Below are 20,395 nucleotides of genomic sequence, written 5' to 3' on the forward strand. Positions count from 1 at the left end.
AACTTCAATATTAAGGTTTCGTATAGGCCAATATAAGCCTCAAATGAGACTGATCAAGTCTCTTGTAAGGACACTGTATTTGGGTCTCTATGTTGGGTTTCTGTATCTAGATCTCAGTGTTTTGGCCCTGGTTCGGTTGCGCCTGTATTCTAAATGTTAGGGGCTCGGTCTAAGGGAGCTCGGTCTAACGCTGGTGCCGACCTTTTTGGTGAATCCAAATGATATCTTAATTACCTGACAATAATCTGACATAACGCACAATGAGCTAAGCTTTTGTCGAACTTGCAGTGGTTTTGCTTTTCCTGGTAGCGTTGAAGAAATCGTTTCAAACACTTGTTAGAATTTTCGTGCGGTTGGGTGAGGGCGTCGGTTCATAAGTGTCGGCTCATAAGTGTCTAAGTGTCGGCTCATGAGTCCGGAACATTGCCTGCTCGCCATCGAGTCAGGGCTGAAGGAGACGACTATGGCTGAAGTGCTGTTGTTGATTGTGACACTGGTCGCGTTGGGCTGGTGCATGATGCGTGAAACGGGAGCGCTGTTCCCGCTGGGTGTGGCAGTGATCGCGACCGGTTTAGCACTGGCGATCGGCGCCGGTGGGCAAGCGCTGTTGTGGGCCTTGGTCGCTATCACGATCGCATTGTGTGGGATACCGACACTGCGTCAGCGCTGGTTGACGCCGAAAGCCTTTGCTTTTTTTGGCCAGGTGGCGCCTCGGGTCTCGGAAACAGAGAAAGTGGCGTTAGAGGCGGGCACCATTGGTTGGGATGGTGAGTTGTTCTCAGGTAAGCCGCAATGGCAAGCGCTGTTGGATCAACCTACGCCCGATTTGGCCGAAGATGAGCAGGCGTTTCTTGATCACCAGTGTAGTGTTGCCGCGGGTATGTGTAATGCCTGGGATGTGGTCCACAAGCGCGCTGATTTACCTGCTGAGTTATGGGAGTATCTCAAGCGTGAAGGCTTCTTTGGGATGATTATTCCCAAACAATACGGCGGCCTTGGCTTTTCTGCACGTGCTCAATCGGCGGTGTTGCAGAAACTGGCGTGTAACGAATCCCTGATGGTGACCGTCGGTGTGCCCAATTCACTGGGGCCGGGCGAGTTATTGTTGAAATACGGCACCGAAGCGCAGAAGGATTATTACTTACCGCGTTTGGCTGATGGTCGTGAAATTCCCTGCTTCGGGCTCACCGGGCCGCGGGCCGGATCTGATGCGACCTCGCTGCCGGATACCGGCATCATTTGTAAAGGGGATTATCAAGGCGAGGAAGTGCTGGGTATTCGGCTGAATTTTGAAAAACGCTGGATTACTTTGGCGCCGGTAGCCACCGTCGTCGGGCTGGCTTTCCGCTTGTTCGACCCCGATCAGCTCTTGGGTGACACCGAAGATCTCGGGATCACACTGGCATTATTACCTCGCGAGACCGACGGTATGGAGATCGGTCGTCGCCATTGCCCGACAGGCAGCCCCTTTATGAATGGGCCGATTCGCGGGCAGGATGTGTTCATTCCGCTGGAGTGGATCATCGGTGGCGAGGCGCAGATTGGCCAGGGTTGGCGGATGCTGATTGAGTGCTTGTCAGTCGGCCGTTGCATTACGTTGCCCTCTGGCGCGGCGGGGATGTCCCGTTATGCTATTGGCTGGAGTGGTGGCTTCACGCGAGTCCGTCGCCAGTTCAATGTGCCTGTGGCCGAGATGGAAGGCGTTCAAGAAGCTTTGGCGCGCATGAGTGCATTGGGCTATATCGCTCAAGCGGCAGTGATGCAGACGGCCAATATGATTGATCATGGCGCCAAACCGGCCGTGCCTTCGGCGATTCTGAAAAGCCAGCTGACTGAAATGTCACGTCAATTGCTGGCCGATGCCATGGATGTGCATGGCGGCAAGACCGTGACCTTGGGGCCGCGCAACTATCTGGGCCATTCGTGGGCCGGAGCGCCGGTCTCGATTACGGTGGAAGGGGCGAACATCATGACCCGTAACTTGATGATTTACGGGCAAGGTGCGATTCGTTGCCATCCCTGGGTATTAAAAGAGTTGGCGGCCCATGAAGCGAATGATCAAGGTGCTTTTGACCAGGCTCTGTTTGGCCATGTGGGGTTAGTGTTGGGCAATCTGGCGCGCAGCTTGGCCTTTAATTTGGGCGTGACCAGTGATACGGCGAATTTGCATGATGAAGCCGTACCTTATGCGCGGGATGTGAACCGCTTATCAGCGGGATTGGGGTTATGCTCGGATGCCGCTATGGCTACCTTAGGCGGTAAGCTGAAGCAGCGGGAAATGATTTCGGCGCGTTTGGGTGATGTGCTGTCGAATCTGTATCTGACCTCCATGCTGATTAAACAATGGCATGAACGCCCGGCAGTGCCTGGTGAGCAGGATATTTTCCATTACAGCTGCCAATGGTTGCTGGCGCGAGCTGAAATGGCCTTGGATGAACTGTTGCGTAACTTCCCCAATCGTGCAGTGGCGTGGTCTTTAAAAGCCAGTGTGCTGCCTTTTGGCCGTCGCCGTCAGCTGCCCGCTGATACCTTGGCGAAGTCGATTGCTCATCATGTGTCGACGGCCTCACCATTGCGTGAGCGATTGACGGCCGATACATGGGATCAACAAACCGAGGGCCAACAATTTAACCCGCTGGCGGCTTATAACCGCTTGTTGGCGGATCACCCGCGGGCCGAAGCGCTCTATCGCACTATCAATAAAGCTTACGCCAAAGGTGAACTCCCGGCGGAGGCCTTGCACCCTGAAAGCCGGGTTGAGGCGGCCTTGAAAGCGGAACTGATCAGTGCCGAAGATGCCGACTTTATGCGCACTTATGAGGCGGATGTATTGGAGATGCTCAGCGTCGATGACTTTGATTTTGACTCTTTGAAAAAAGCCAACGCCTAACGGCGACGATACTTTGATCGTGGCATGATCAAGAAAGCCGCCTGTGGGCGGCTTTCTTGTGTTCGGGCTTGTCATTCAGGGCTTGCCAGTCGGGGCCTATTATCAGCAAGCATCACTCATGAGTGTTCAACGCAAGTCGTGCTCAACATAAGCCGTATTCAACAATAAGCCGTACTCAACGGTGATTTATTTTGGCCCACACCCGTTCTTCAGTACTGCGAATATTCCCTTATACGAGCCTGCCACCGTCTCAAATGGTGCCCTTACTGACAGACGAAGGCGCTTAGTGCGCATCATCACGCTAGATAACATCAAATGGATTTGCTTATAGCATTCCAGGTGACACAGTGTGTCTTACAATTACTCTAGGGTTATCGAACGCCAGTCGGTCGCTCTAACGACCAAGCCAGCTCTTTGCCCTATCGGTAAATTAGTATTAGGGAATACTAAGGCGTCTCCATCTTGCTTAATGGTATAGTGACTTTGACTTGAATGAGCGAGAGTCTTCCCCGCTTTAAACGAGGTGAAGTTTGGAGTGTCGCTCGAAATGTTTAGCTGGTAATCCTCAGCATCTTTTATCAGCGTATCGACTACTTGAAAGAGCTTAATTTCTTCATCGCTTTGTGCAAGTGATCCATCGGTTAGCAACTGAATAAGTGCCTCAAAGAGATCCTCTAATTTTGATAGATCATTCTCCCCAAAAGGTCTCACGGCACCCAGCTCGACGGTGGCAGATTGAGCTGAATGATTTTTGTAGGTGTGGTACGAGAAAGTGCTTGCCGGCTCGTGGGAAAGCAACACGGCCTCTAGGCCAATGGCTTTCAAAAAAGCAAACTGTTCTTTTGGGTAGGCGGCACTGTGGGTAAATGGATGAATCGCAAACTTTTCAAATTGCGATCCACGAATCGCAGTATGCAAATCATAATGCAGCTTTTGCCCATGCCCATGCGAGACAAAAAAATCTTCAACTTTCTCTTCTATGAAGCGTGCTCGCTCGGTTTCTTGACCTTTATAGTGTTGCCATTGGCCGTTGAACAGCCGGTTAAGGTTTACCTCACAAAATCGCTGTTGAGCTATCATGGCTTCAGGGTGTCCGAAAATCACGAGTAACCGCACGTTAAGTGTTGTAGTACCATCGACAATACGGTTTATGAGCTGGTTGATCAGCTCAATGGGCGCTGTTTCATTACCGTGAATACCGGCTGACAATATGACACTGTGTAATGGGGTGCTTTCAGGCTCAAACTGCAGTATGCCAGGCCCCAGGTACCGAGCACTTCCTGAATCCATTGCTATAGGAAAATCTTCCAAAAGAGTTGGGTTTTCTAATGTGAATTGTAATAGGTCTTTGTTAGGCCATATCATCAACAGTCCCCAGTGTAATCAGAAGAAACAACATAGTATCGTCATTCTGATTCAAGAAAATATATGCCCGTCAGCTTGTTGTATATTCAAAAAGTAAAGGTCGCATTAACATAAATTTAACTAGTGCGCATAGCGCGCCAAAGTCTTCTTTTGTCGCGGTCATCTACTTTATTGGGGGGGGCATGTTGTGTCAGTGTCTTGCGTTCTTGGCGTGGTGTGATACCAAAGTGGTTCTTATAGGTCGTACTAAAGTGCGGGGCGGTTGTAAAACCACAAGTTAGGCCAATCTCAGCAATAGATTTGTCTGTTTGAAGGAGTAGTTGCTTGGCATGGCTCAAGCGCAACGTTAAATAGTATTTTGAAGGTACGCTATCTAAGTTTTGCTTGAATAGCCTTTCTAGGTGGCGTCTGGAGATACCAACATGAAAAGCAATGTCATCAGAGGAGAGTGGCTCACCTATATTGGCTTCCATTAGCTGGACGGCCTCTATCAATTTTGGCTGGCTTGTCCCTAAGCGTGACAATAGAGGAATACGCTGTGGATCACTATGAGTTCTAATGCGCTCACATACAAATTGTTCAGATATTTCGCTGGCTAAATTCATACCGTGTTGAGAGCCGATCAAGAATAACATCATGTCCATAGCGGCTGTTCCACCACTACAAGTAAATCGGTCGTTGTCTACCTCAAACAAATGATTGGATACTAATACTTCTGGAAACGACTCTCTTAAGCTTGCAAGATCTCCCCAGTGAATAGTTGCACGATGACCATCGAGTAGGCCTGCATTGGCTAGGAGGTAGCCACCAGTGCATATGCCGCCGAGTGATAGCCCGCGCTTATCCCATTTTAGTAGCCAATCATTTAAGAGCGAATTTTCCTCCATCGTAATGCTGGAGGCGCCACAAATAAAAATGGCGTCTAGGTCTTTAGGAGGGCCCAAGAGCTCATAGTCTGTTGTTGTTTTAACGCCAGAATTAGAAACTACGACTTTTGATTTTTGACCTATGGTACAGAAGTTATAAAGTGTTGATCGGCTGACCCAGTTTGCCATGTGTAGTGTCTCGATTGCAGAGGAGAACGCTAACATAGAAAAGTTAGGCATCAGCAAAAAACCGTAATTTTGAACGTGTTTAGCTGCATTTTTGTGTTCGCGAGAGTATTTCATAGATGATTGATGCTACCTGTTGGAAATGCGTTGTTCTTAGAAAGCATTGTCAGAGTCAACTGTATTAATATTAAGTAAAATATCGCTTCCTCATAAGGCGAGGTCGCAAATTGAAAATTTATTGCCTACCGTGATGCCAAAAATTACTTAATAATTAATCATGCAATGTTTAAAAACAAGCCCACTTTCCTATAGAGGTCTTCGCAACGAACATGAACGGCATGGCAAAAATAAAAAAAATGAAATTCTACGCCGAGTTGAGACAGAGCTTCAGCCGTTACCCTATCAACATACCGATAGTCTCGAGGTGTTAGCTCAATCCTTATGCGATTCGTACTTCGAATCGCCATTTATAAGAGAGGTAATTGCTGTGACAGAACAAATAACAAGAGCGACCTTTGACGAGGTCATGGTACCTAATTACGCTCCAGCTGACATCATACCTGTCAGTGGGAAAGGGTCGCGTTTATGGGATCAGCAGGGTAAAGAGTACATTGATTTTGCGGGTGGGATCGCAGTGACATCATTGGGGCATGCGCATCCAGTATTAGTTGAAACAATGCGTGAGCAAGCGGGTAAACTGTGGCACTTATCTAATGTACTTACCAATGAGCCAGCGCTACGTCTAGCGAAAAAGCTAACACAAAAAACGTTCGCCGACAGAGTTTTTTTAGCGAACAGTGGGGCAGAAGCAAATGAAGCCGCTTTCAAGCTTGCTCGTCGCTACGCATTTGATCATTACGGCCCAGAAAAACACGAAATCATTTCATTTTATCAGTCGTTCCATGGTCGCACTTTATTTACGGTGACAGTGGGTGGCCAACCTAAGTACCGAGAAGGCTTTGAGCCAACGCCAGGGGGGATTACTCATTGCGAATACAATAATATTGAGCAATTGAAATCATTAATATCAGATAAAACCTGTGCTGTGGTCATGGAGCCAATTCAAGGGGAAGGTGGGATTGTTCCTGCTGATGAGAACTTCATAAAGCAAGCACGTGAGTTGTGCGATCAACACAAGGCGTTGTTGGTCTTTGATGAGGTTCAGTCGGGGGTAGGCCGTTCTGGTACTTTATACGCCTACCAGCAAACGGGTATAGAGCCAGATATTCTCACGACGGCAAAATCGTTAGGTAATGGTTTCCCTGTAGCGGCGATGTTATGTACAGATAAAGTGGCTAAGAGCTTCTCTGTCGGCACTCATGGTACGACATACGGTGGTAACCCAATGGCGGCCGCAATCGCTGAAGCTGTGATTGATATCGTTGATAGCGAAGACGTGCTAGAAGGTGTGAAAAAGCGCCATGCGATGTTTGTTCAAGCACTAAAAGAAATTAATGATAAGTATCACGTATTTAAAGATATTCGTGGTATGGGATTGTTAATTGGTGCAGAGGTTGTGGATGAGCTTGTGGGGCAAGCGAAACAATTCTTAAAGCATGCGATTGATGAAGGGTTGTTAGTGCTTGTAGCGGGCCCTAACGTGGTTCGTTTTGCACCTTCCCTAATCATTCCCGAGGTCGATATCAAAGAAGGTTTTACACGATTTGAGCGAGCGGTTTCTAAAGTCGCTGGATCCATGTAGAGGTCTTTAGCCTTACTTTACAAAGTCTATTGATAGCGACAGCCATACCCGCATTTGAGCTGTCGCTTTTCTTTATCTAAATGTTGCGGTTTGAACGATCTACTATTCCGTATGCGCTCGACAGTAGGCAGACAGTTTCAATCGGGACCCTCAAAAGGTGCAGTTTTAAGATTGGCTATGTTGACGGTAGTGGCCATCTCAGTCATGTGGACCCAACACTTAAAGCTATTGTCATGTTTTTGTGCGTAAGGCTCCAATATTTCACCTCTTTCCTGTCTGAGCTATACCGTTAAATTTCCTATTATCGACTTAAAATGTCCTTTAAGTTTAATCTTTGGTCGCTAATTCGAAACTTAAAGCCTGTTTCAATGCCACTGCTTTAACGATAATAATCTAGAGAGATTGCTTTTATTGAGGAGCTACACATGTATGTTGTTCGACCTGCTGACTTTTCTGATTTGGCTCCATTAGAACGCTTAGCGCGGGAGTCCGGCATGGGCATTACTAACTTCCCTGCGAACCGAGAAAGAATAAACGACAAAATCGCAGCCTCTCAAAGATCTTTTGGTTCAACACCTCAGTATATCGGCGATGAGTCGTACTTGTTTGTGCTTGAGGAGCTCCAGAGCCAAACGATTGTTGGCACTTGTTCTATCGATGCTATGGTCGGTGTAGAGACTCCTTTCTATAATTACCGTATTGATGAGGTGGTACATGCCTCCCCACAATTACAGATTCATAACCGCATTCCGGCTTTGTTCTTATGTCACGACTATAGTGGCACCAGTCGATTAAGCTCTCTTGTCATCGACTCTGAACATGCGACCAGAGCCAACATCGAACTGCTTTCACGTTCACGCTTGATGTTTATAGCCCAACACTTAGAACGCTTTACTCCCAAAGTATTCGCTGAAATTAGAGGTGAAAGTGATCAGAAAGGACATTCGCCTTTTTGGGAAGCTTTAGGGCGACATTTTTTTAGTATGGACTTCCAAAAAGCGGACTATTTATCAGGCATTCGTAACAAACACTTCATTGCTGAACTAATGCCTCGATACCCTATATACATCCCAACGTTATCCGAGGACGCGCAGGACTGTATTGGCGTTATTCATGGTGATTCAGAAAATATTGCTGAGGTTTTATTAGAAGAAGGCTTCAAATTTCGAGACTATGTTGACATTTTCGATGCTGGGCCTTGTATCGAAGCTCGTGTTCAAGATATTAAAACTGTCTCCAGCTGCATTCATGGCAGTGCGTGCTTTGAGCAATCTATAGATAGCAACCAACAGTATCTGATTGCCACCAAAGACCTAAAGAACTTTCGCGTCACCATATCTCCAGCAGAATCCAACTCGTTCGATTTGATTCTGCCCATTAATTTACAAGAAGTCCTCTCTATTAGCCCTGGTAACGCTATCTCTTGGTCCAAAATCAAATCATAAAAAACGTATTTGCGCACAAAGAAGAGGTCACACACTATGATGGTGATACGTACAGTTCGTCCAGATGATCTCGAAGAGCTATATCGTCTTGCGACTCAAACAGGGATTGGACTCACTACGCTGGTAGCCGATAAGAAAGCGTTAAAACGTAAGATAGAATTATCTGTACAGTCTTTTGCAAAAAGCCATCTTGAACAGCCAAGCAATGAATCCTACTTATTTATATTAGAAGACACTGAAAACGGAAAAATTGTAGGCACTTCGGGCGTCATAGGCGCAGTAGGTTTAGATGAGCCCTTCTACAGCTACCATCTGGGAACCATTACGCATTCTTCTAGAGAATTAGGTACACATAATAGCCACCCAACTCTTATTTTGAACAATGATTACACTGGCTTCAGCGAAATCTGCACTCTTTTTCTAGAGGAAAGCTACCGACACTCTCGCAACGGACAACTACTCTCTAAGTGCCGCTTTATGTTCATGGCACAATTTCCAGAACGCTTTACCAATAAGATCTTTGCTGAGCTGCGGGGCGTCAGTGATGAAAATGGCCGCTCACCTCTTTGGGAGAGTCTCGGCCGTCATTTCTTTTCAATTGATTTTGAAAAAGCAGATGAATTGACGTCTCAAGGTAGCAAGCAATTCATTGCTGAACTCATGCCGAATAATCCGGTTTATGTCAATTTATTACCTCAGGAAGCTCGTGACGTTCTGGGCAAAGTACACGCAAATACCGTTCCGGCTCGACGTTTATTAGAAGAAGAAGGTTTCCGCTTCGAAAACTATGTCGATATTTTCGACGGTGGTCCGACAATTGAGGCTCGTTTGACAGATATTCGTGCCGTGCGTGAGAGCCGCCTATTGCTAGCGTCTACCGGTCGCTCTGAAAACAACGAGGATGGTCATCATTATTTAGTATCAAACGCAAAACTGGACAACTTCCGCTGCATTCTCATTAAGCGCACCACCCCACCAATCACTGGACTCACATTAAGTCAGACCGAAGCTGAGGCTTTGGATGTCAATCAGAAAGAGCCCATTCGTGTCGTAGAGCTACTACCCAAATCTCGTTAATACCAAGGAAGCTTCATGCAACAGCAACTGTTTATCGATAATCAATGGATACAAGGCCAAGGCCTCACCTTTCAATCGTTAGATCCATCTGACAACAGTGTCGTTTGGGAAGGAGCAAGCGCGCACCCTGATCAAGTAGCCCAAGCGATCAAAGCCGCTCGAGAAGCATTTCCCGCTTGGGCGAATGCCCTTCTAGAGGAACGTCTAGCAGTCATCGACCGCTTTGCAGCGTTGCTCAAGACCCACGAAGAAGAGTTAGCCTTCACAATAAGTCGTGAAGTCGGTAAGCCTCTTTGGGAAACACGCACTGAAGTCGCTGCTATGATGGGTAAAGTGGGTATTTCAAAACAAGCGTATCATGAGCGTACCGGCACAAAAAGTAATGACATGCCTGGTGCACAAGCAGTATTACGTCATCGCCCGCACGGTGTCGTGGCCATTTTTGGGCCTTACAACTTTCCCGGCCATCTACCCAACGGACACATTGTGCCGGCATTAATCGCTGGCAATACGATAGTGTTTAAGCCTAGTGAGTTGGCGCCTGCGGTATCAGACTTGGTTATCAGCTTGTGGCAACAAGCAGGCCTCCCTAAAGGCGTGCTAAATCTAGTTCAAGGGGAACGAGAGACAGGTATAGCTCTTGCTAATCACGATGGTATTGATGGGGTATTCTTCACTGGCAGTCCACAGGTTGGGCACGTCTTACATCAAAATTTTGCAGGCCACCCTGGTAAAATTTTAGCGCTGGAAATGGGCGGTAATAATCCTTTAGTTGTGTCAGCGTCGACTGCGGACATCAATGCCGTGGTTTATGAAACACTGCAGTCTGCATTTCTATCCGCAGGTCAACGATGCACTTGTGCACGACGCTTGTTGCTACCTAAAGGCGCTCACGGCGATGCTATTTTAGATGCCTTAGCAAAAGCGACAGCTCACTTAAAAGTTGATCGTTTCGATGCCGAAGAGCCGCCATTTATGGGCCCGCTTGTCTCTGCAAAAGCTGCTGATACCTTGCTAGAAGACTATAACAACCTCATCGCGCTTGGTGCTAAACCTATTGTTGCCATGACTCGCGGTAATCCAACAACAGGATTTGTGACACCATCGATAGTCGATGCAACCGATATTCTGAACCAGCTCCCAGATCATGAGTATTTTGGCCCTCTACTGACGGTTATTCGCTACGACTCACTGGATCAGGCGATGACGATTGCCAATAACACGAAGTTTGGCTTATCTGCCGGTATTTTGTCTGATGATCGTCGTGAGTATGAATGGTTTTTGCAGCATTCTCGAGCCGGCATTATCAATTGGAACCGCCAAACGACGGGGGCTTCAAGTGCTGCACCATTTGGCGGCACCGGCGCTAGTGGTAATCATCGTGCCAGCGCATACTATGCCGCTGATTACTGCTCATACCCCGTTGCGAGTATCGAAGTCGACACCTTGACCACACCAGAAAAGCTTCCTCACGGTTTGACTCTATAACGATTAATACGCGTATGAGGTTGACGATGAATAACGCTATTGAAGCAAATTTTGACGGCCTAGTGGGGCCAACCCATAACTACAGTGGACTTTCCTTTGGCAATATTGCGTCGCAAAGCAACACTGCAAACCCTTCCAATCCAAAAGCTGCTGCGAAACAAGGTCTCACTAAGATGAAGGCGCTCGCCGACATGGGGTTAGTACAAGGCGTGTTAGCGCCCCATGAGCGTCCACATATGCCAACATTAAGATCACTGGGTTTTACAGGAAGTGACACGGATGTGTTGCAACAAGCCGCAAAAAAAGCGCCTAAAATTTTAGCGGCCGTGAGCTCCGCTTCATGTATGTGGACTGCAAATGCTGCGACAGTATCGCCTAGTGCTGACACCCAAGACGGGCGGGTTCACTTTACGCCCGCAAATCTTATTAATAAGTTCCATCGTGCCATCGAACACACTGTGACCGGTCGCATTCTTCAAGCGACATTTGCTGATGAGAAGTATTTTGCACACCACCGTGCACTTCCAAGCGTTGATCATTTTGGCGATGAGGGCGCCGCCAACCATACTCGATTCTGCTCGGACTACGGACTACCCGGTATAGAGCTGTTTGTATATGGAAAATCAGCGTTCGACTCGAGTCAGCCTGAACCCGCCAAATACCCAGCTCGCCATACGCTCGAAGCCTCTCAAGCAGTTGCTCGTATGCATGGTCTGAACGAGCAAAATGCCGTTTTCGTACAGCAAAATCCAGATGCAATTGATGCTGGCGTGTTCCATAACGACGTGATTGCTGTCGGTAATCGAAACGTCCATTTCTATCATGAGAAAGCGTTTTTAAATACCGAAAAGATGAAACAAGACTTACTTGGTGCATGGGGTCATCAAAGTACGCCTTTTCATTTTATTGAAGTCCCTGATAGTGCCGTATCAGTTAAGGATTGTGTTCAGTCTTATTTATTTAATAGCCAATTGATAAGTAAAGCTGATGGCTCAATGATTTTAGTGGTGCCTAATGAGGTACAAAAAAATGAAAACGTTTGGAATTATCTAACCAGTTTATTGACACAAAGCACCCCGATAAAAGAAGTCAGGGTATTTGATCTAAAACAAAGCATGAGTAATGGCGGTGGTCCAGCATGCCTACGTTTAAGAGTGGCACTGAAAAGTGAAGAGTTAGCAAATATTAATCAGAACACCTTAATGAATGACGCCTTATTCCAAACCCTTAATACTTGGGTAGACACACACTATCGTGACCGCTTAGTCGAAGCCGATCTTGCCGACCCCAATCTTTTAAGTGAATCGCGTCAGGCACTTGATGAGCTGACTCAAATCCTTCAATTGGGTAGCATCTACGACTTCCAGAGATAGTATATCTTAGCATTCGGAGCTTAGTTGATTCGCTAGCTCCGGTTTTTCAAAATTTTTAGAATGCGACCTGAAATAGCGTTTTTTGTCATATTTTTAAAGGCTTAAATTGTCACAGGAAACCAAAACGATAAGATTGCTATGAGCTAAAAGCAAATAACAAGAAGATAATAAAAGGAAAAGTCTCATGCCCCAAAATCTATACTCTGAAAAAGAGGGCTTTTCAGATCAAGGTGCGAACATATGGAAATTTATTATTCCATCGTTACTAGGTCTGTTACTGTTCATGACCCCCGTAGCTTATGAGGATGGGGTCACCATCCCCATCGCAGTGTTAGCAGGCGAGTTTAAATCACTGCTTGGTGAGTATGCTCCTTTATTAGTCACCTCTCTGATATGTATCACTGCTTTCTGTTCATTGATCATAACCCTATTCAAACCATTTAAACGCAGCAGCTTTTTAGATACGTTATTCTTAACCAGCTATCCTTGGCTGGCATTACGCATCTTAGGCGCCACATTTGCTGTCATGACAATAAATGGTATTGGCCCTGAAATGGTTTGGCACGAATATACTGGCGGATTGGTTTTACATGATCTTATGCCCACTTTACTGTCAGTATTTTTATTCGCTGGTTTGTTGTTGCCACTACTTTTGGATTTTGGATTACTTGAGCTAACCGGTAGCTTAATGAGCAAAGTCATGAGGCCTCTATTCAACCTTCCGGGGCGCTCATCAATTGATTGTACGACGTCTTGGCTTGGTGATGGCTCAGTCGGCGTTATGCTAACGAGTCAACAGTATGAGCGCAATTTGTACACTAAGCGTGAGGCTGCCGTAATCGCGACGACCTTTTCTGCGGTATCGATTAGTTTTGCATTAGTCGTCATCGCCCAAGTCAAACTCGAACACCTATTTATTCCTTTCTATTTTGCGGTGTCTTTAGCAGGCTTCATTGCCGCGCTAATCATTCCTAGGCTCCCCCCCCTTCGATGGAAGAAAAACGAATACTGCGACGGTCAAGAATCAGAGCCATGTGAACTTTCAAAGCTATCCTTAAAAGAGCTATTTAGCATTGGTTTAAGTTCAGCAATTAAGCGCGCTGAAAGTGGTGGTGGCGTCAAAACGATCGCAAAAGATGGTGCCAAAAATGCCGCAGAGATGGTGTTCTGTGTTCTTCCAGTGGTCATGGCAATCGGTACGCTAGCGTTAATAGTTGCCGAAAATACGAGTGTATTCAGTGTCCTTGGGCAACCTTTTGTGCCTTTTTTAGAGCTACTAGACATCCCTGAAGCGGTCAAAGCATCAGAAACCCTAGTGGTCGGGTTTGCGGATATGTTTATACCCTCAATCATGGCGGCATCAATTGGTAGTGAAATGACGCGTTTTGTCATCGCGGCAGTATCGATCACGCAGTTAATTTATCTTTCAGAGGTCGGTGCACTGATTCTGGGTAGCAAGATTCCAATCAATATTCTTGAAATGTTTGTCATTTTTATTCTGCGTACAGTGATCACACTACCGATCATCGCGGGTGTCGCGCACGTAGTGTTTTAATCGTCTCCTTTGCTCGGGGCTATATGCCCTGAGCAGCGCTCCCCTTTGCATCTCTTTTTTTCAAAAGCCTCACCCATTCCATCAACACGGAGTCTGTCAACGTCGATGTGGCGTGTAAGTGATAGGTCGATTGTGATGTGAGCCCCCCGTCTGTTGTAGTGGAATCAAGCTCGAAGGACAGGGTTAGTGGAGCGCTTATCAATATAAGCCGTATTTACATAAACCGTACTTAACGGTGATTTATTTTGGTCCACACCAGTTCTTCAGTACTGCGAATATTCCCCGTCACTTGCTGGCAGTGGTTGAGAAAAGCCTGCATGATGCCGGTTTGATATTTTTGCCGATGATGAATAAAGGCAAAGCGGCGTTTGAGATTCCAGCTTGGCGTCTCCAGCGGCACCAATGAGCCGCGTTTGAAGGCTTCTCGCAAGGCTAAGCGAGAGACACATCCAATACCCATGCCCGATTCGACGGCGCGCTTGATCGCTTCAGTGTGTTCCAGCTCCATGCGTACGTTGAGTTGATCGGCTGCATTGCCCAGGGCTTGATCGAAAACACGCCTTGTGCCAGAGCCCGCCTCACGTAAAATCCAGCCGGTGTCTTTCAAGGTGGCTTCGCTCGGTGTCCTTTGGCAGGCCAGGGGATGGTCTGGCGCACAAAATACCACGAGCTCATCTTCCAACCAGGGCGTGATATGAAGATCAGGATGGTGGGTTTCGCCCTCGATCATCCCCATATCCAGCTCGAAACTCAGCACTTGCTCAACGATGTGGGCGGTGTTGTCGACATGGAGTTGAATACGGGCTTCTTGGTGTTGTTGCATGAAATCGCCCATCAGCAAAGTGGCGAGATAATTGCCGATGGTCAAGGTTGCCCCTAATTGCAGCGTGCCACGCAAGGTTCTCCCTTGCATCAGGGCTTCCAGTTCCTCGGCTTCATCCAGTAAACTCACCGCCCGCGGCAATAAGTCGCGCCCCAAAGCATTGAGTTTTAGCCGTTTCCCCATACGATCAAAGAGTCGGCAATCAAATTGCCTTTCTAGATCCTGTAACGCGGTGCTGGCAGCCGATTGGGACAGCGCTAGTTCCTGGGCGGCTTTTGAGACGCTCTGATGTCGTGCAACCGCGGTGAAGATTTCCAGTTGGCGCAAGGTAAAGTGCATATAGGTGAGACCGATATCAATTATCTGTATTATTTGCTTAACGCATATACTCAAGCACTTTAAAATACTTGACAAGAGCATAGGGTTTTTATGGCTTTTGGTGCCACACTTATAACCAAACAGACTAAGTCGGAGTTACTTTTAGATCATGAGCAAATTTAATGCCGAAAAGGTCCTGAGCGTTCATCACTGGAACGACACACTCTTCAGCTTCCGTACTACTCGTGATCCGGGCCTGCGTTTTCGTAATGGCGAGTTTGTCATGATCGGCTTGGAGGTCAATGGTAAACCGTTGATGCGGGCGTACAGTATTGCCAGCCCGAATTATGAAGAGCATCTTGAATTCTTCAGCATCAAAGTACAGGATGGCCCGCTGACTTCTCGCTTGCAGCACCTGAAAGAAGGCGACACGGTCATGATCAGTAAAAAGCCGACCGGCACACTGGTGGCGGATGATCTGAAACCAGGGCGCAACCTCTTCCTGTTCAGTACCGGCACAGGGCTGGCGCCTTTCATGAGTATTATTCAGGACTTTGAGATTTACGAGCGCTTTGACAAGGTTATTCTGACTCATGGGGTTCGCTGGACCAGTGAGCTGGCTTATGCGGATTTTATTGAGAATCAGTTGCCGAATAATGAATATTTCGGTGATGTCGTCCGTGAAAAGCTGGTGTATTACCCGGCCGTCACTCGTGAGGCCTACCGCACGGAAGGTCGTCTGACGACACTGATCGACTCCGGCAAAATGTGCCAAGATCTCGGGCTTCCACCGCTGAATCCAGAAACGGATCGGGCCATGATTTGTGGTGGGCCTTCTATGCTGAAAGACATCAGTGACTTGCTGGATGCGCGTGGTTTTGCCATCTCACCCAGCATGGGCGTACCTGGTGACTATGTGATTGAGCGCGCTTTCGTCGAGAAATAAGCCGGCCATCAGATTCACCTCAAAGCCTCACAGAGATGTGGGGCTTTTTTTGTGTTTTGTCGCCATGAAGGTCAAGGGGTTAAACGCGTGGCACAGACCTTTACACCTTTGTGTCACAATATGACGGATTTTGACAGGATTCGCCGCGGCCCTGATTTACACTAAGGCGTTATCGGCCCGCCGTGTGAAGGACCCTCATGACCTGGAATCTATTGTTATTATTAATGGTGGGGGCTTACCTGCTTTCACCGATTCGCTTGGCCTTGCTTGTCAGGCGTTGGCGGTGTGAGTGTGGTCCTTGCCCCAAAGCGTGCATTGGTTTTAGCCTGCACCTGCTTAATGCACTGATTTCGTTTGTTTTTATTGGGTTGGCGCTATGGGGGAGTGGTGATATTGAAACGCCTTTATTGCCGCTAGTGCTCTTTATCCCACTGGCATTGCAATTAGTCTTGGCCCTGCTGGCTGAGCTTTGCCTCGGGCGTTGGGGGTCGAGTCATTGAAGTGTTGAGTTGTGATCAGAGAAGCACCCAATAGATAAGCTCCTAATCAGAGAAGCTCCTAATAGAGAAGCACTGAATACTCGATGATGGGTATTGAATTGAACGCCTAGGATGATTGAGCACTGAATGGTCGACGCGCTGAGTAACAACCCAGAAGAGACCAAGCGCTCTACCGCAGGTCAATCGGTTGAGGGTCAATCGGTTGAAGGTCAAGCCGTGCGGTGGTCTCTCTATATCGTGCAAACCGCACAAGGCATGCTTTATACCGGCATTTCCACCGATGTTGATCGGCGCTTTAAAGCGCACTGTGATGGCAAAGGCGCGCGTGCCCTGCGAGGCAAAGGCCCTTTACAGTTGATCTGGCAGCAAACGGTTGCCAGTCAGCGCCAAGCTTTGCGTCTGGAGTATCGGATTAAGCGATTACCCCAAAAGAAAAAGTGGGCTTTATGCCAAGGTCAACTGACGTTGAGTGCGCTGATTGCGCATTGGCAGCTCGCGGAAGAAAAAAATGCGGGTCAAGTTGGAAAAAATTTGGATCAGGTTAGTAAGTGCTCAGAATCGCGCTAATCAAGCGCCCAGCGCTACTTGTTAGATGCATAGTATGCTTATTTTTTGGTGGGGTGCGGAATTTTGCTTTTTTTAGTCAAATAACGTTTGACCTCAGCGTCTCATACGAGCATTATGAGTCCAGTTGGTTAAGCAAGTGCGAACATCGCAAGTGGAATCGAACCTCATACGGCATCGAAACACCGGTGAAAGTTTCTTGTTCTACCCACTGTTAAATCGGGTGTTCCCCGGTAATATCAATGCAAAATCGAGGATTCGATCATGGCAACAGGTACAGTTAAGTGGTTCAACGACGCTAAAGGCTTTGGCTTCATTACTCCGGCTGATAGCGGCGACGATCTGTTCGTACACTTCTCCGAAATCCAAGCTGACGGCTTTAAAACTCTGGCTGAAGGTCAGCAGGTTACTTTTGAAGTAACTCAGGGTAAAAAAGGCCTGCAGGCTTCTAACGTTCGTCCGGCTTAATCCGAGACAGCGTTAACGCTTGAACAAAGCCCGCTTAGAGCGGGCTTTGTTGCGTTTAAATGTTGTGTTTATCTCTTCTTCTTTCCCTTATCTTTTCTTCTCTCTTCTCTTCTCTACTTCTCTCTTTTGCCTCTTTCGTTGGCGCTGCCTAGCCTTCAGCCCCCGTTTGTAAGCACTTTGAACCCCGTTTGTAGTGCAATCGCTTCTGTTCTTATGCTTTTGGGTGGCATAAGGGGAGCACTAAAAATAACTTCATCGTCTTAATTTCCCTCTGCACAATGAGGCTTCTTTTTTCTGGTGGGATGAAGCTTCAATGACGTGGGAAGCATGGTGGTCATTGGTTGTGGTGGGGGCAGTGTTTCCCTTAATGGCCTTCACAAGGATTGGTGCCGATATCATTTTACTGGGTGGGTTAGTGGTGCTGCTGACCTTGGGCGTTTTATCGCCTGAGCAAGCGCTGGCTGGCTTTTCCAGTTCGGGTGTCTTTACGGTGGCGGCGATGTATGTCCTGGTGGCCAGCATTCGCGAAACAGGGGGCATTGATTTCATTGTGCGTCATGTCTTAGGGCAGCCGCGCAAGGAACGCCATGCATTACTGCGGATGATGGTGCCGGTCGCGGCGCTCAGTGGCTTTATTAATAATACGCCCGTGGTGGCGACGTTTATTCCGGCGGTGATGCATTGGAGCCGCCGTTTACGCATTCCCGCTTACCGGTTATTGATGCCGCTGAGCTTTGCCTCCATTCTCGGAGGCACCGTAACACTACTGGGAACCAGCACCAATCTGGTGATTCATGGCTTGCTGACGACCTATTATCCGGAGTTGCATCTGGGTATTTTTGATATCGCCTGGGTCGGCATCCCGGTTGCCGTTGTTGGGCTTGTGTATCTGTGGTTGTTCGCAGTGCCTTTGCTGCCCTATCGACGCAGTGCCAGTGAGGTGTTTGAAAATCCGCGTGAGTTTACCATCGAAATGATGGTCGCTCCGGGAGGCGCCTTGGTGAACAAAACAGTGGGTGAAGCGGGGCTGCGTCAGCTGAATAACCTGTTTCTGGTGGAAATTGAGCGCGAGGGCAATATTGTCTCGGTGGTCGGCCCGGGCGAGCAGCTGAAAAGTGGCGATCGCCTCGTGTTTGCCGGAACATCCGATGGTGCTGTTGATTTACAACAGGTGCGAGGCTTAATTCCATCGGATCAAAGTGCCTCTAACCTGGAAAAGGATTTTAAAGAACGTCGCCTGGTTGAAGTGGTGGTGTCACCGCAATGTCAGTTTGTTGGGCGACGTATTCGGGATGGCCACTTCCGCACCGTCTATGGAGCGGCCGTGTTGGCGGTATGTCGCAATGGGCAACGTTTGGAAGGGAGCCTCGGGCAGATTCGCCTTCAACCCGCGGATGTGCTGTTATTGGAAGCCCGTCCTCCTTTTATTGTGCGCCACCGTCAATCACAAGATTTTCTGTTGATCAGTCAGGTCGATGGTGCTGCACGTCCGGTGCATGAGAAAGCCTGGCTGGCTTGGTTTATTCTCGCCGCTGTTGCGCTGCTGGCGGCGACAGGCCTGGTCAGTATGATGAAAGCGGCGATTCTAGGCGCAGCGCTGAGTGTGCTGAGCGGCTGCTGCACCTTGGCTGGTGCGCGTAAATCGCTGGATAGCCAAGTGCTACTCACCATTGCCGCTTCTTATGGCTTGGGTAACGCCTTGATGGCCTCAGGCGCTGCTGAGCATATGGCTGAAGTGTTGTTAACGCTAGTGGGGGCTCACCCTTTAGGGCTCTTGATCGGGTGTTATATTTTGGTGGCCATGCTGACCGAGTTGGTGACGAATAATGCCGCTGCGGTGATCAGCTTTCCCGTCGTGATGTCGGCCGCTGCCTCCTTAGGGGTGAGCCCGATGCCCTATGTGGTGGTGATGATGTTTGCCGCCTCGGCCAGTTTTTTAACCCCCTTAGGCTACCAAACCAACTTAATGGTCTATGGTCCTGGTGGCTATAAACTGAGCGATTATTTGCGCGTGGGGGGGCTACTGAATGTACTGACCGCGGCGGTGGCGTTATTACTGATCCCGATGATTTGGCCCTGGTCGTGATGGCATTTCCCGTGCACTATACGCCTCATAGAGAACGGTCAATCTGCATTCGGGAATAAAGGAGTCATGATGTCAGATCAAGAAAACGCGCTTATTTTAGAACCGCAGAATGGGCCAGCCGATGCCTGCATGATTATTCTGCACGGCTTAGGGGCCAGTTGTCATGACTTTGAGCCGGTCGCCCCGGCTTTAGCTCAAGCCTGCCCTGACGCGGCGATTCGCTTTATCCTGCCGCAAGCGCCGAACTTACCGGTCACCATTAATGGCGGTATGGTCATGCCCGCCTGGTACGATATTTTGGCCATGAACTTGGATCGAGAAGTCGATACCGCCCAACTGTGTGCCTCGGCCGCCAGTATCCAAGCGCTGATTCGCCAGCAAGTGGAGGCGGGCATCGACAGCCGACGGATCATTCTGGCGGGCTTCTCACAAGGCGGCGCCGTAGCCTATGAAGCAGGCCTCAGCCTCGACCTGCCGCTAGGAGGGCTATTGGCCCTATCGACCTACTGGGCAACCCAAGACACTACGACCCTCGCGGAAGCGAATCGCAGCCTAAAAATTGAAATTCAGCACGGTCAAATGGACCCGGTTGTCCCCGAAGCCCTCGCCATCCAAGCCCGTGATGCACTGATCGCAAAAGGCTATGACATCAACTACCGTCATTATCCCATGCCCCATAGCGTCTGCCCGGAACAAGTCCAACACATTGGCCAGTGGCTGAAAACGCGCTTAGCCTAAACCTC

General features: G+C 48.3%; 16 protein-coding genes. 13 read left to right on the forward strand and 3 right to left on the reverse strand.

All coding sequences use genetic code 11. From position 1 onward, the window contains the following. Nucleotides 1–463 precede the first annotated feature (463 nt). Complete coding sequence (locus tag BFW38_RS03855; protein WP_068997206.1) at nucleotides 464–2,890, forward strand: acyl-CoA dehydrogenase; 2,427 nt, start codon at nucleotides 464–466, stop codon at nucleotides 2,888–2,890. A gap of 360 nt (nucleotides 2,891–3,250) precedes the next feature. Here BFW38_RS03855 and astE read toward each other — a convergent pair whose 3' ends face one another. Beyond that, nucleotides 3,251–4,255 (reverse strand): succinylglutamate desuccinylase, encoded by a 1,005-nt coding sequence (gene astE, locus BFW38_RS03860; protein WP_068997207.1) that lies wholly within the window; start codon nucleotides 4,253–4,255, stop codon nucleotides 3,251–3,253. Nucleotides 4,256–4,371: 116 nt separating this feature from the next. Further along, a complete protein-coding gene (locus tag BFW38_RS03865; RefSeq protein ID WP_068997208.1) occupies nucleotides 4,372–5,424 on the reverse strand; it encodes a GlxA family transcriptional regulator in 1,053 nt (350 codons plus the stop codon). Nucleotides 5,425–5,794: 370 nt separating this feature from the next. Here BFW38_RS03865 and BFW38_RS03870 point away from each other — a divergent pair, with 370 nt between their 5' ends. From BFW38_RS03870 to BFW38_RS03895, 6 genes are all read left to right on the forward strand, one after another. After that, nucleotides 5,795–7,009, forward strand: coding sequence for an aspartate aminotransferase family protein (locus tag BFW38_RS03870; protein WP_068997209.1), 1,215 nt, complete (start codon nucleotides 5,795–5,797; stop codon nucleotides 7,007–7,009). A gap of 425 nt (nucleotides 7,010–7,434) precedes the next feature. Continuing rightward, nucleotides 7,435–8,454, forward strand: a complete 1,020-nt coding sequence (locus tag BFW38_RS03875) for an arginine N-succinyltransferase (RefSeq protein ID WP_068997210.1) — start codon at nucleotides 7,435–7,437, stop codon at nucleotides 8,452–8,454. Between the two features lie 36 nt (nucleotides 8,455–8,490). After that, nucleotides 8,491–9,531: an arginine N-succinyltransferase gene (gene astA, locus BFW38_RS03880; RefSeq protein ID WP_068997211.1), complete on the forward strand. Its 1,041-nt coding sequence runs from the start codon at nucleotides 8,491–8,493 to the stop codon at nucleotides 9,529–9,531. 15 nt (nucleotides 9,532–9,546) lie between these two features. Next, complete coding sequence (astD, locus tag BFW38_RS03885) at nucleotides 9,547–11,019, forward strand: succinylglutamate-semialdehyde dehydrogenase (protein WP_068997212.1); 1,473 nt, start codon at nucleotides 9,547–9,549, stop codon at nucleotides 11,017–11,019. A 26-nt stretch (nucleotides 11,020–11,045) separates the two neighbouring features. Next, a complete protein-coding gene (gene astB / locus BFW38_RS03890) occupies nucleotides 11,046–12,392 on the forward strand; it encodes an N-succinylarginine dihydrolase (protein WP_068997213.1) in 1,347 nt (448 codons plus the stop codon). Between the two features lie 184 nt (nucleotides 12,393–12,576). Next, nucleotides 12,577–13,947, forward strand: a complete 1,371-nt coding sequence (locus tag BFW38_RS03895) for a YjiH family protein (RefSeq protein WP_068997214.1) — start codon at nucleotides 12,577–12,579, stop codon at nucleotides 13,945–13,947. Between the two features lie 229 nt (nucleotides 13,948–14,176). Here the strand turns inward: BFW38_RS03895 and BFW38_RS03900 are convergent, their stop codons facing one another. Further along, on the reverse strand, nucleotides 14,177–15,109 hold the full coding sequence (locus tag BFW38_RS03900; protein WP_068997215.1) for a LysR family transcriptional regulator: 933 nt from the start codon (nucleotides 15,107–15,109) through the stop codon (nucleotides 14,177–14,179). A 148-nt stretch (nucleotides 15,110–15,257) separates the two neighbouring features. Here BFW38_RS03900 and BFW38_RS03905 point away from each other — a divergent pair, with 148 nt between their 5' ends. The 6 genes from BFW38_RS03905 (at nucleotide 15,258) to BFW38_RS03930 (ending at nucleotide 20,390) form a co-directional block, all read left to right on the forward strand. After that, nucleotides 15,258–16,034 (forward strand): ferredoxin--NADP reductase, encoded by a 777-nt coding sequence (locus BFW38_RS03905; RefSeq protein ID WP_068997216.1) that lies wholly within the window; start codon nucleotides 15,258–15,260, stop codon nucleotides 16,032–16,034. Between the two features lie 197 nt (nucleotides 16,035–16,231). Beyond that, nucleotides 16,232–16,534 carry a hypothetical protein gene (locus tag BFW38_RS03910; protein WP_068997217.1) on the forward strand — a complete coding sequence of 101 codons (303 nt, stop codon included), beginning with the start codon at nucleotides 16,232–16,234 and terminating at the stop codon, nucleotides 16,532–16,534. A 126-nt stretch (nucleotides 16,535–16,660) separates the two neighbouring features. Further along, nucleotides 16,661–17,101 carry a GIY-YIG nuclease family protein gene (locus BFW38_RS03915; RefSeq protein ID WP_068997218.1) on the forward strand — a complete coding sequence of 147 codons (441 nt, stop codon included), beginning with the start codon at nucleotides 16,661–16,663 and terminating at the stop codon, nucleotides 17,099–17,101. Between the two features lie 261 nt (nucleotides 17,102–17,362). Continuing rightward, nucleotides 17,363–17,566, forward strand: a complete 204-nt coding sequence (locus BFW38_RS03920) for a cold-shock protein (RefSeq protein ID WP_068997219.1) — start codon at nucleotides 17,363–17,365, stop codon at nucleotides 17,564–17,566. A gap of 313 nt (nucleotides 17,567–17,879) precedes the next feature. After that, nucleotides 17,880–19,652 (forward strand): SLC13 family permease, encoded by a 1,773-nt coding sequence (locus BFW38_RS03925; RefSeq protein WP_068997220.1) that lies wholly within the window; start codon nucleotides 17,880–17,882, stop codon nucleotides 19,650–19,652. A gap of 66 nt (nucleotides 19,653–19,718) precedes the next feature. Beyond that, nucleotides 19,719–20,390, forward strand: a complete 672-nt coding sequence (locus tag BFW38_RS03930; RefSeq protein ID WP_425427880.1) for an alpha/beta hydrolase — start codon at nucleotides 19,719–19,721, stop codon at nucleotides 20,388–20,390. Nucleotides 20,391–20,395 lie beyond the last annotated feature (5 nt).

The organism is Terasakiispira papahanaumokuakeensis (genome assembly GCF_001709345.1).
Classification (GTDB): domain Bacteria; phylum Pseudomonadota; class Gammaproteobacteria; order Pseudomonadales; family Halomonadaceae; genus Terasakiispira; species Terasakiispira papahanaumokuakeensis.